Source organism: Pseudonocardia sp. CA-142604, assembly GCF_050948475.1.
GTDB lineage: Bacteria > Actinomycetota > Actinomycetes > Mycobacteriales > Pseudonocardiaceae > Pseudonocardia > Pseudonocardia alaniniphila.
In genome coordinates, this window is record NZ_CP192045.1 from 5,634,755 (window position 1) to 5,647,149 (window position 12,395).

The 12,395-nt window shown below is 71.4% G+C and carries 10 protein-coding genes; 3 read left to right on the forward strand and 7 right to left on the reverse strand.

The features are described 5' to 3' along the window. Positions 1-7: 7 nt before the first annotated feature. The 4 genes from ACQPZQ_RS25530 to ACQPZQ_RS25545 form a co-directional block, all read right to left on the reverse strand. Positions 8-949, reverse strand: coding sequence for a DUF389 domain-containing protein (locus ACQPZQ_RS25530; RefSeq protein ID WP_433284692.1), 942 nt, complete (start codon positions 947-949; stop codon positions 8-10). 46 nt (positions 950-995) lie between these two features. Then, complete coding sequence (aspS, locus tag ACQPZQ_RS25535; RefSeq protein WP_433284693.1) at positions 996-2,804, reverse strand: aspartate--tRNA ligase; 1,809 nt, start codon at positions 2,802-2,804, stop codon at positions 996-998. 145 nt (positions 2,805-2,949) lie between these two features. Next, on the reverse strand, positions 2,950-4,023 hold the full coding sequence (locus tag ACQPZQ_RS25540) for a CHRD domain-containing protein (protein ID WP_433284695.1): 1,074 nt from the start codon (positions 4,021-4,023) through the stop codon (positions 2,950-2,952). 427 nt (positions 4,024-4,450) lie between these two features. Next, positions 4,451-6,598 carry an intein-containing Rv2578c family radical SAM protein gene (locus tag ACQPZQ_RS25545; protein ID WP_433284697.1) on the reverse strand — a complete coding sequence of 716 codons (2,148 nt, stop codon included), beginning with the start codon at positions 6,596-6,598 and terminating at the stop codon, positions 4,451-4,453. Between the two features lie 86 nt (positions 6,599-6,684). Here ACQPZQ_RS25545 and ACQPZQ_RS25550 point away from each other — a divergent pair, with 86 nt between their 5' ends. Then, entirely contained in the window at positions 6,685-7,248 is a 564-nt protein-coding gene (locus tag ACQPZQ_RS25550) for a gluconokinase (RefSeq protein ID WP_433284699.1), read from the forward strand. Positions 7,249-7,299: 51 nt separating this feature from the next. Next, on the forward strand, positions 7,300-8,826 hold the full coding sequence (locus ACQPZQ_RS25555) for a YibE/F family protein (RefSeq protein WP_433284701.1): 1,527 nt from the start codon (positions 7,300-7,302) through the stop codon (positions 8,824-8,826). Between the two features lie 22 nt (positions 8,827-8,848). Here the strand turns inward: ACQPZQ_RS25555 and ACQPZQ_RS25560 are convergent, their stop codons facing one another. Genes ACQPZQ_RS25560 through ACQPZQ_RS25570 form a run of 3 tightly spaced genes read right to left on the reverse strand, consistent with a single transcriptional unit; the run spans position 8,849 to position 11,413 of the window. Further along, positions 8,849-9,406 carry a class I SAM-dependent methyltransferase gene (locus ACQPZQ_RS25560; protein WP_433284703.1) on the reverse strand — a complete coding sequence of 186 codons (558 nt, stop codon included), beginning with the start codon at positions 9,404-9,406 and terminating at the stop codon, positions 8,849-8,851. A 10-nt stretch (positions 9,407-9,416) separates the two neighbouring features. After that, positions 9,417-10,691 (reverse strand): histidine--tRNA ligase, encoded by a 1,275-nt coding sequence (gene hisS, locus ACQPZQ_RS25565; protein WP_433299364.1) that lies wholly within the window; start codon positions 10,689-10,691, stop codon positions 9,417-9,419. A gap of 32 nt (positions 10,692-10,723) precedes the next feature. After that, positions 10,724-11,413, reverse strand: coding sequence for an MBL fold metallo-hydrolase (locus ACQPZQ_RS25570; protein ID WP_433284705.1), 690 nt, complete (start codon positions 11,411-11,413; stop codon positions 10,724-10,726). 150 nt (positions 11,414-11,563) lie between these two features. Here ACQPZQ_RS25570 and ACQPZQ_RS25575 point away from each other — a divergent pair, with 150 nt between their 5' ends. After that, positions 11,564-12,394, forward strand: coding sequence for a peptidylprolyl isomerase (locus tag ACQPZQ_RS25575; protein ID WP_433284706.1), 831 nt, complete (start codon positions 11,564-11,566; stop codon positions 12,392-12,394). The last annotated feature ends 1 nt before the right edge of the window (position 12,395 follow it).

Below are 12,395 nucleotides of genomic sequence, written 5' to 3' on the forward strand. Positions count from 1 at the left end.
TGTGACCCTACCTCGCCGACAACCAACGAAGCCGCCCCTCACTCATACCCGTCCGCCGCGACACGATCAGCACGGCGATCGCGGCAACGACGATGCCCACCAGGTTCACCAACAGCTGAAGCGCGGAGCCGCCCGCCTGGGCATAGCGCCCCTCCACGAGGGCGGTCGACGCGAACGCTGCGGCCGGAACGGTGGTCACGGAGATGAACACACCAACCAGCGAGGCGGACTTCGCGGACGTCAGCGCAAGCATCCCGGCCGCCCCGGCGAGCAGCGCCACGATGAAGGAGAACGGACCCACCTTGTAGATGAAGTCGACCTGACCGACGTTGTCGAGGGTCGTGGTCGAAAGCAGTCCGGTCACGTCGAGTGCCACGGCGGCGAGCGCCGTGATCAGCATGGCGAGCGGAAAACCGACGGCGAGCGCCATCGCCCCCCGGCGCACCAGATCCCCCCGACGCAGTACCGCGCCGACCGCGATCGCAGCGAGCGGCCCGAACTCAGGGCCGAGCACCATCGCCCCCACCACCGTCACCGCCGAGTCCGTGACGACACCGATCGCCGCCAGCAGGCAGGCGATGGTCAGGAACGCCTGGAAGCTCACCGACAGCCGCGACTCCTCACCGGTGCGCGCGACCAGCTCGTCCCAGATCACGGCATCGGCGGGGTCTCCGGGGGCGGCCTCCTCCGCAGCGTCGGCCGCTTTGGAGAGCGTGGTGTCGATCGCCTCCAGCGTCACGCCGCCGGAGCGGTCGACACCCAGCTCGCACAACGCGCCGAGCACCGCGTCGACCGATTCCCGAGTCACGTCGGCCTCGACGACATCACCCGGGGGCTTCAGCGCGATCCCGGGTAGGACCGTGACATGGGCGGCACCCGGTTCACCGAGCAGCAGATCCCGCACCGCCTCGGTGTGCTCCACCGGCGAGATCACTCTCATGTGCAGCACAACGACAGCCTGCTCCCGCGATCGACCGGATGGACCGGCTGCGCGTTCAGGACTTCGTGGGCGGCTCGTCGGCGACCGGTGAGGCGGCCGCGGGCGCTGCCGGTGGCTTCGCGTCGATCCCCGCTTCCTTGCGCTGCTCGGGCGTGATCGGTGCGGGCGCCGCCGTGAGCGGGTCGAATCCGCCACCCGACTTCGGGAAGGCGATGACGTCACGGATCGAGTCGGTGTGCGAGAGCAGCATGCAGGTGCGGTCCCAGCCGAACGCGATGCCGCCGTGCGGCGGCGGGCCGAACTGGAACGCGTCGAGCAGGAAGCCGAACTTCTCCCGCTGCTCCTCCTCGTCCATGCCGAGCAGGGCGAACACCCGCTCCTGGACGTCGGAGCGGTGGATACGGATCGAGCCGCCGCCGATCTCGTTGCCGTTGCAGACGATGTCGTAGGCGTAGGCGAGCGCCTGGTCGGGCGCCTCCTCGAAGCGATCCATCCATTCCGCGTTGGGCGAGGTGAACGGGTGGTGCACCGCGGTCCAGCCGATCTCGTTGCCCTTGTCGTCGCGGACGCGCTCGAACATCGGCGCGTCGACGACCCAGACGAACGACCACGCGTTCTCGTCCACCAGGCCGCAGCGCCGCGCGATCTCGCCGCGGGCGGCGCCGAGCAGCTCGCGCGCGTCGGACGGGTGTCCGGCGGCGAAGAAGATGGCGTCGCCCGGCTCGGCGCCCACCGCCTTCGCCAGGCCGTCGCGCTCGACCTCGGAGAGGTTCTTGACGACCGGGCCCCGCTCGCTCACCGAGCCGTCCTCGTCCACCAGCACGTACGCGAGACCGCGGGCCCCGCGCTGCTTCGCCCACTCCTGCCAGGCGTCGAGCTGCTTGCGCGGCTGGCTCGCCCCGCCGGGCATCACGACCGCGCCGACGTAGGGAGCCTGGAACACGCGGAACGACGTGTCGGCGAAGTACTCGGTGAGGTCGGTGAGCTCGACGCCGAACCGCATGTCCGGCTTGTCGGAGCCGAAGCGGGCCATCGCGTCGGCGTAGGTGAGGCGCGCGATCGGGCGCGGGATCTCGTAGTCGGCGAGCTCCGACCACAGGGCCGAGATGATCGTCTCGCCCAGCTCGATCACGTCGTCCTGCTCGACGAAGCTCATCTCGATGTCGAGCTGGGTGAACTCGGGCTGGCGGTCGGCCCGGAAGTCCTCGTCGCGGTAGCACCGCGCGATCTGGTAGTAGCGCTCCGCGCCTGCCACCATCAGGAGCTGCTTGAACAGCTGCGGGCTCTGCGGCAGGGCGTACCACGAACCCGGCCGCAGCCGGGCGGGCACGAGGAAGTCGCGCGCCCCCTCGGGGGTCGAGCGGGTGAGTGTGGGCGTCTCGACCTCCACGAACTCGCGGTCGTGGAGCACGGTGCGCGCGATGCGGTTGGCCTCGCTGCGCAGCCGCAGCGCCGCCGCCGGGCCGCTGCGACGCAGATCGAGGTAGCGGTACTTGAGCCGGACCTCCTCGCCGACCTCCGTGTGCTCGTCGAGCGGGAACGGCAGCGGCGCCGACTCGGACAGCACGGTGAGCTCGGTGGCGGTCACCTCGATCTCGCCCGTGGCGAGCTCGGGGTTCTCGTTGCCTGCCGGGCGACGGACCACATCACCGGTGACCAGGACGCAGAACTCGCCGCGCAGCCGGTGGGCGCGCTCGGCCATCTCTCCCTCGCGGAACACCACCTGGGCGGAGCCGGAGGCGTCGCGGAGGTCGATGAAGATCACCCCGCCGTGATCACGGCGGCGCGCCACCCACCCGGAGAGGGTCACGGACTGTCCGGCGTGCTCGGCACGCAGAGTGCCGGCGGGGTGGGTACGCATCACGTGTCGAGGCTATCGGCCGACCCCGGTCGGCCTGCCAGCAGGTTTCCCCGCCGATCGGCGCTGCTCACACCGATGCGCTCCTGAGCGCGCCCGTTCGGGCCGCCATCAGGAGCGCGTCGATCCAGAGCGGTTTCGAAGCCCACCCCTACGAGTTGATGAACAGGTAGTCGGCCGAGTAGGGCACCGCGGTGACGGCCTGGGTCATCGGGTCACAGGTGCCCGCCGGGGCGACACCACCGATGGTGTCCAGGCGCAGGATGGCGTGGGTCGACGACAGCTGGCCGTCGGGTGCGCCCGACTGCGTTGCGGCGAGGACGAGCTCAGGGATGTTGTTGGCGCCGTTGTAGATCGTGTCGACGGCCTTGCCGGTCACCGCCGAGTTGTCGGGCGCGACCCACTGCGGCGGCCCACCCGGGCCGGGCTTGACGAACGTGTGCTGGATACCGCCGGTGAGCATGGTGTCGACGTTGACCGGCGTGAACTTGAACGAACCGTCGGCTTCCTGCCGGGTGCAGGAATAGATCTGATCACCTTCGACGACCGGGTGGTTCTGGTCCTGGTTGATCGCCTTCTGCAGGTTGAGCTGCACCGGCATCGCGTGCAGCTGTCCGCGCATGGCTCCGTCCGGGAAGTCCGCGGTGTGCAGGTTGACGTAGAACTGCTCCGGGTGGCTCTTGATGTTCGCCAGGAGATCGGGGTCGTTCACCGTCACGGTGCCGACCACGGAGGTGCGGCCGTCCGGCAGCTTCGTGCCGAAGAACGGGATCTTGACGGCGCCGTTCACACCGGCAGGGCCTTGGTGGATGTGCCCCGAGGTCGGCGCGCCGATGCCCGTCCAGGTGAAGGCGTACGACACCTGGTTGCCCTGGATGCGAACCAGGGAGGTGCCGCTGCCGTCCTTGTCGCCACCTGCCGGCTGCATCTTGCTCGGAACCTCGTTACTCCCTCGCAGAACGGTGCCGAAGAACATCGCATCGCTCTCGTTTTTGACGTCGTATTTGCCGATCGAGTCCGTCGGCATCGCCATGTTCATCGGCATCGGCATCGGCATCGGCATCGGCATCGGCGGGGATGCCGTTGTGCCGCCGTTCGGCGTAGCGGCGACAACGGCGGGCGGAGCTGCGATCGCATCGCCGTTCGTACCGACAAATACCAAACCGATGACCGCCATACCGGCAGCGGCGCCGCCCAGCACCCACCGGCCCATGATGCGACTCATTCCGTCCTCCCGACCGAGAGCCGTCGCTCTCCTGAAACTGGCCTTGTGGTTCAAACACGGCCGGGATCGGGCGGCGTGGTCAACCAGAGCACTGAGGCAAGCGTCATGCCGTTCGGGTTCAACCCGAACGGCCTCCCGTACGTGCTCCTCTGAAGTGCCTCGACGCGATGTCAGGGGAATGACATACCGCAGCGCTACGCTTTCTTTACCTACTGGTGCGATCGTCGACGCCGAACCAATCGGGGTGCCATGAGTTCCTCCCGACCGGCACCCAACGCGTCGTCACAGAAATTGTTTCACCGGCGTAAATGTTTCGGGTCGCCGCTCCAAAAACCGGCAGCAATATTGTTGAGCGCACCAGTAATCAGGCCACGTAAGCCCTGGTTGAGTTCGCTCTGCGCAATGGATGACCACGACGACGACGCTGTCACAGCAGTCGGAGCTGTTCCCCGGAGGGCGGCGGGGTGGCTGTGGCGTGCTCCGCGGACTGCGCGTGCCCGCGCGCGGTGGTGGCGGCGCCGGACAGGCCGTGGCGGCGCAGCAACGGCGCGACGCGCTCTGCGAGGGCGTGGCGGTACGCCGGGTCGACGTAGGCGCCCCGGCGATACAACCGCGCATAGGGCTCCACCAGCTTCGGGTGCTCGCGCGCCAACCAGCCCAGGAACCACTCGCGAGTGCCTGGCCGCAGATGAAGGGCCAGCACCGTGGCGCCGGTGGCCCCGGCCTCCTTCACCTGCGTGAGCAGCGCGTCGAGCGCCTCCGCCGAGTCGGTGAGCAACGGCAGCACGGGCGCCACCATCACGCCGCAGGACAGTCCGGCGTCGGTGATCCGCCGGACGAGGTCGAGCCGCGCGACCGGTGACGGGGTGCCCGGCTCGAGCCGGGATTGCAGGGAGCGGTCGACGAGGGCGATGGACACGCCGAGCCCCACCGGGACGTCGGCTGCCGCCGCCGCGATGAGCGGAAGGTCGCGGGTGAGCACCGTGCCCTTGGTGAGCAGCGAGAACGGGGTGCCGGAGCCGGCCAGCGCCCGGATCACACCGGGCATGAGCTGGTAGCGCCCTTCGGCGCGCTGGTAGGGGTCGGTGTTGGTGCCCATCGCGACGGGCTCCCGGCCCCACCGTGGCGACCGCAGCTCACGCTCCAGCACACGCGCGACGTTGACCTTCACGACGATCTGGCTGTCGAAGTCGGCGCCGGCGTCGAATTCGAGATACGTGTGGGTGTTGCGGGCGAAGCAGTTGTGGCTGATCACTCCCTCCGCCACGAAGTCGCCCGTGCCGGTGGTGATGTCGTACATCGGCATCTCCATACCGAGCGACTGCACCGACTCCACCACCAGTTCCGCCCCGCCGGTGACGGGCGCGCCGCCCAGGTCGCGCAGCTTGCCGACCGCGGGATCGGCAAGGCGCACCAGCCGCAGCAATGCACCGGCGCCACCGAGCAGCCGGACCGTCCGGACCGCACGCCGCCCGCCTTCCGCGTGGCGCTCGGTGTGGACCGTGTGCCGCAGACCCAGGCGGCGCAGTGCGCTCGTGACCCGCCCGACGATCTCGGGGGCGGTGTGGCGGATCCGCAGTTCCCCGCCCTCGACCGCGCCGCGGGCATCGACCACCCCTGCGAGGAACCCGGCATTCCAGTCGACGCCAGGGTTCTCGGGCCAGCGCACCACGTCGGTGATCGGCGCGATTCCGCCGCGGCCTGCGGGTGCGGGGATGCGGCCCGGCTCCCAGGCTCCGGCAGGCACCGCCACCGGAAGCTCCACGACGCGCTGGGCCGCCTCGGCAAGGAAGTGGTGGGCCCGGCCCAGCGCCTCGAGCTCCAGGTGGTCGGACGGGAAGCCACCGGAGTGGCCGACCCCGCGGTGACCCACCTCTCGGTGATCCAGCCCGCAGTGATCCACACCATGGTGGTCCGCCCCGCGCCCTGGGACATCGCCGACCACCGGGCTGTCGGCCCGGACCAGCCCGCACAGGTAACCCTGCCGGTAAGCGGCGGTGTGCGGGCGCTGCTCCCACCCGGCCATCGCCTCGGGACCGGGGCCGAGCAGGCCCGCACCCGGACGCAGCCGCGGCCGCCATCCGGAGCGGCACCAGCCGCCGCTCACGTGGCGCCAGCCGCGGTCACTGAGGAACCTGTGCTCCCCGCTGGCGACCAGCTCGGTGCCTCCCGCGAGGCGGACCCGATAGGCGGGCTTGCTGGTGGACCAGTGCGCCAGCACGGTGGTGGGCACGTATCGCCGCTGCCCGCCGACGACCTCCGTGCCCATCACGGCGTCGCCCACGCGCAGTTGCGCGATCGGCCGGACGCGCCCGTCGGCCAGCAGGACGCGGGTGGAGCCCGCCAGGCAGTACACGCAGGCATGGGAGCAGCCGCGGTACGGGTTGACCGTCCATCGGAACGGAACCGGCGAGCTGCCCGGCACGCGGTTGAGCACCGACTTGGCCTCGACCTCGTGGAAGACCGTGCCGGCGAACTCCGGGGTGCGCACCGATCGCAGGAGGCCGCGCATCCCCGGAAGCGCCGCCTCCGCACCGATCCCGTCGTCGAGCACCTGCTGTCCGCTCCAGCGCATGCCATCATTCGAACACGTGTTCGACACCCAGGGCAAGGCGGGGTCGGGGGCATACGCCAGTCTGGCTCCATGACCGGGACCTGCTCATGACGGTGACGCTGGTGGTGATGGGTGTGTCGGGCGTCGGCAAGAGCTCCGTGGCTGCCGAGCTCGTCAGCCGTACGGGATGGGCGTTCGTCGAGGGCGACGACCTGCATCCCGAGAGCAACCGCGCGAAGATGGCCAGCGGCATTCCCCTCGACGACGACGACCGCTGGCCGTGGCTACGCCGGGTGGCCGCGTGGATCGGGGAGCAGGAGGCCGCGGGCCGCAACGCCGTGGTCACCTGCTCGGCCCTCAAGCGCTCGTACCGCGACCTGCTGCGCGACGGCCACCCGTCCGAGCGCTTCGTGCACCTGCTCGCGCCGCCGGAGCTGATCTCGGCCAGGATCACCGCCCGCCGCAACCACTACATGCCGCCGTCCCTGCTCGAGAGCCAGCTCGCGACACTGGAGCCACTCCAGCCCGACGAGCAGGGGATCGAGGTCGAGACCACGGGCGATCCCGCGGCCGTCGCCGAACGAGTGCTGGAGCAACTGGGCGACGAGATCGTGCTGCCCGCCGATCGGCCCTCCGGCGACGAGCCGGACCACCCGGCCCCATCTTCGTGATGTGCGTGAATGGGTCCACACCAGTCGCCGAACCGTAGACAGGATGATCGCGTGCCGATCGACGAGCCCGGGGCGCGCGGTCCGCAGCAGCCGCAGGGGCCGCACCGGCACGGGCGCTCCAGCGTCCCGATCGCACAGCAGCCCGCGCCGTTGATCAGCCGTCCGCCTGGCTCCCCGCGCCCGGAGCCCGGCGGACGCCGACCGTCGGAGCGCACGGACCACAGGTCCCGATCCACCAGGCGCGCTGCGCCGCAGGAGCGCGAGGAGCCGGTCGACGACGACGCCCCGACCTCGCCCATCGGCATTCCGGCGGTGGAGCACCGGCGGGATGGCGAGGGCCCGGACGAGCACTCCGGCCGCGCCCCGACACGGCGCGCGCGGCGCCGTGCGGCGCCCGTGGACCATGGGCACGGCCACGGACACGGCCACTCGCCCGCCCCGCCCGCAGGACGCCGGGTGCGCATCTTCATCGCTGCGCTGCTCGTCCCCTGCGCACTGGCCACGCTCGTCGGCATCGTGCTGCTGTGGCCGAGCGGCGGACCGCCGCCCACCGCCCAGCCCGTCGCCCAGCAGCCCGTGCACGCCGAGGTCACCGCCACCAGCAAGGCCGACTGCAGCCCGGGCTCGGGCGACGCCCAGTGCCTCGGGCTCGTTCTCAAGATGGCCGACGGACCGTTGCCCGGGCGCGACCTCGTGCAGGTGGTTCCGGTCGAACCCGGGTCGCCGACGTTCGCGGTCGGCGACCCGGTGGTGCTGGGCTTCTCGGGGGGCGACCCGAACGATCCCGGCTCCTACCAGGTCGTCGACTTCCAGCGCGGAACGCCGCTCGGCTGGCTCGCCGTGATCTTCGCGGGCGCAGTGCTCCTGCTCGGGCGCTGGCGTGGCCTCGCCGCGCTCGTGGCTCTCGCGCTGAGCTTCGTGGTGCTGCTGATGTTCGTCCTGCCTGCGATCCTGGACGGCCACAATCCGCTCGCCGTGGCCGTTGTCGGTTCCTGCCTGATCATGTTCGTGGTGCTCTACCTGACCCACGGGCCGTCGGCGCGCACATCCACGGCCGTCCTCGGCACGTTGCTGTCACTCGCGCTGATCGGCGGGCTGGGCGCCGCGTTCTCGGTGGCCGCCCGGCTCACCGGGCTCGACGATCAGACGAGCAACCTGATCGCCACGCTCGGCACGGGCGTCGACGCGCGCGGTCTCCTGCTCGCCGGTGTGGTCATCGGCGCACTCGGCGTGCTCGACGACGTCACCGTCACGCAGACCAGCGCGGTGTGGGAACTGCGCCGCGCCAACCCGGAGCTGGGGGCACCCGGCCTCTTCGCGGCGGCGATGCGAATCGGGCGCGACCACGTGTCGTCGGCCGTCAACACGCTGGTGCTGGCCTACGCGGGGGCGTCACTGCCGCTGCTGCTGCTGTTCACGTTGTCGGGCCGCGCGCTCAGCGACGTGGTGACCACGCAGGACGTGGCCACCGAGGTGGTGCGCACGCTGGTGGGCAGCATCGGGCTGGTGGCATCCGTCCCGATCACCACGGCGTTGGCGGCGGTGGTGGCCAGCCGCGAGGTCGACGTCGAGCCGTGACCCCCCGCGCTGACCGCGCAGCTCAGGGGCGGCGCGCCAGCAGGCTCGCCTCGCCGTCGCGCTCGGTGTGATCCAGCCTGGTCAGGCCGTCGAAGGCGGCGAGCAGCTCACCGGGGGCGGCACGAAACGGCCCACCCTCGTCCCCGACCACCGACAGCACCGTCACGACGAGCAGCCCGCCGGGGGCTAGGCGGTGCGCGAGCACCGGGTACAGGGCGGGATCGCGGAACCGCTGGCACACGACCACGTCGTACGGCCCGGCGCACTCGTCGGGCAGCCCCTCGTCGAGGTCGTGGGGCCACCAGCGCACCTGCTCGCCGACGGCGCGATCGGCCGCGAGCGCAGCGCCCGCCGCCAGAGCGGGCTCCGAGACGTCGACCGCGTCGACGCCGAACCCGCGCTCCGCCAGCCACACGGCCACCGTGCCGCGACCGCAGGCCACATCGAGCGCGCGTCGTCCGGCCGGAAGCAGGTGCTCACGGCCGCGCAGCGCATCCGGCGGCGTGGGGACGGCCGGCGCACCCGCTGCTGCGACAGCCCGGTGCCGCGCGTCCCACCGCTCGCGATCTTCCCGGGCCACGGACGCGAGCCTAGGCGCGCAGCCGGGCGAGCACCTCGTCGGTCGCGCCCGCCAGCTCGACGTCCTGCTGCTCCCCCGACACGAGGTCCTTGAGACCCACCGTGCCGGCCTCGAGGTCGCGTTCGCCGAGCACCAGCGCAAAACGGGCACCGGACCGGTCGGCGGCCTTCATCGCACCCTTGAGCCCACGGCCACCGTAGGCCAGGTCGACCCGGACTCCGGCGCGGCGCAGCTGCGCGGCCAGCACCACGAGCCGTCGCTTCGCCGCCTCGCCCAGCGGCACGCCGAAGACCTCACAGCGTGCCTCGGACCACGGCGCGACGCCCTCCGCCCGGCAGGCGAGGAGTGTGCGGTCCACGCCGATGCCGTAGCCGACGCCCGACAGCGGCTGGCCGCCGAGCGTGGCCATCAGACCGTCGTAGCGCCCGCCGCCGCCGATCCCGGACTGCGCGCCGAGACCGTCGTGCACGAACTCGAAGGTCGTCTTCGTGTAGTAGTCCAGGCCCCGCACCATCCGCGGGTTCTCGACGTAGGCCACGCCAAGGTCGTCGAGGTGCTGCTTCACCGCGGCGTGGTGCTCGGCGGAGGCGGCCGAGAGGTGGTCGACGAGCAGCGGGGCGTCGGCCAGCAGCGCGCGCACGTCGGGGCGCTTGTCGTCGAGCACTCGCAGCGGGTTGATCGCCGCTCGCTTGCGGGTGGCCTCGTCGAGCGCGATCCCGGCCAGGAACTCCTGCAGCAGCGCCCGGTAGGCGGGGCGCGACTCGGCGTCGCCGAGCGAGGTGATCTCCAGGCGGTAGCCGGTGAGGCCGAGCGCGCGGAACCCCTCGTCGGCGATGGCGATGACCTCGGCGTCGAGCGCCGGGTCGTCCACGCCGATGGCCTCGATGCCCACCTGCTGCAGCTGCCGGTAGCGCCCGGCCTGCGGACGCTCGTAGCGGAAGAACGGGCCCGCGTAGCGCAGCTTCACCGGCAGCCCGGCGCGGTCGAGGCCGTGCTCGATCACCGAGCGCACGACACCGGCCGTGCCCTCCGGACGCAGCGTCACCGACCGGTCACCGCGGTCGGCGAAGGTGTACATCTCCTTGCTCACGACATCGGTCGACTCGCCGACCCCGCGGGCGTACAGGCCGGTCTCCTCGAACACCGGAAGCTCGATGAGCCCGTACCCGGCACGGTCGGCCGCGGCGACGAGCGTGTTGCGGACGTGCTCGAAACCCGCCGAGTCCGGGGGCACGTACTCCGGGATGCCCTTGGGTGCGGCGAAGGCAGCAGGGCGCTGTTCCACGGTGTCGGCCCGCTCCTCGCTGCGTGCGGCCGTCACAGCCCACGCCCCGTGGTCGGCAGGTCCAGCCCCTGCAGGAACGGGTTGGATGCCCGCTCCCGCCCGACGGTGGTGGTGGGCCCGTGCCCGGGCAGCACGACCGCGGAGTCGTCGCGGGTGAGGAGCTTGTCGCGCAGGCTCGTCATCATCTGCGCGTGGTCCCCTCCGGGGAGATCGGTGCGGCCGATCGAGCCCGCGAACAGCGTGTCGCCGGCAAGGATCACCTCGATCCCCTCCTCGGTGGGTGTGGTGAAGACGACGGAGCCACGGGTGTGGCCCGGTGTGTGGTCGACGCGCAGCGTGAGCCCGGCGATGTCGAGGGCACTGCCGTCGGTGAGCTCGCGGACCTCGCGGGGTTCGCGCAGCTCCATCCGGCCGCCGAAGAACGCCGCCGACTCCGCCGAGATGCCCTTCATCGGGTCGGCGAGCATCTCCCGGTCCTCCGGGTGGATCCAGGCCGGGATGTCATGGCCGTCGCACACGGGGGCGACGCTGTACGTGTGGTCGAAGTGGCCATGGGTCAGCAGCACCGCCACCGGCGTGAGGCGGTGCTCGGCGAGCAGCTCCTCCAGGGGCTCGACGGCGTCCTGGCCGGGATCGACCACCACGCACGCCTCGCCGGCAGCCGCTGCCACGACATAGCAGTTGGTCTGGAACGAACCGGCGGGAAATCCTGCGACGAGCACCCCACCAGACTAGGACCTGCCCCACACCGCAGGTCGCGCGGTTTACCCCGCACGGAGCCTCACTCCCCGTACGCGCTGGTGACCACTCCGAAACCTCACAGGAACAGTCGTTATCCTGCGGCCCGGGTAACGAGGGCGAGGGAGTACCGAGTGGCGACGAACCAGATGCGGCGCGATGCGGCCAAGCGGAAGCTGGCGAACCAGCAGCAGCGACGGGCCGCGCGGGCCAAACGTCGCCAGCGGATCGCCATCATCACATCGGTCGCCGTCGTCGTGGTGGTCGTCGTGGGTGTGGTGCTGCTCTCCACCGTGGGCCGCGATTCCGCACCGTCCCCGGCCGCCGCCCCTCCGACTCCGACGCCGGCTCCCGCCACACCCGCCGCACTGGGCCACTGCGCGTTCACGCCCACGCCGCAGGATCCCGCCGCGAAGCCCGCCCCCGTCCCGACCGTGACCGAGGCGAGCACCAGCGGCACCGTGCCTGCCACGATCCAGACCGACAAGGGCCCGATCCCGCTGACGCTGGACCGCGCCACCGGTCCGTGCGCCGTGGAGAACTTCATGAGCCTCGCGAAGGCGGGCTTCTACAACAACACGCCGTGCCACCGGCTCACCACCACCGAGGGCCTGAAGGTGCTGCAGTGCGGTGACCCCACCGGCACCGGCTCTGGCGGGCCCGGTTACACGATCAACGACGAGCCGCCCACCGGACTGGCCCCGGCTGCCAACGGCTCCGTGGTCTACCCGCGGGGCACCGTGGCGATGGCGAAGACCTCCGCTCCAAACTCCGGGGGCAGCCAGTTCTTCCTCGTCTACGCCGACTCCACCCTCCCGCCGGACTACACCGTCTTCGGCACGATCGGCGCCCCTGGCCTCGCCACGCTGGACAACGTGGCCAAGGCAGGGTCGGACAACTCGAACGGCACCGGTGACGGCAAGCCCGTCACTCCCGTCCAGATCCAGACCGTCACCGTCGGCTGAG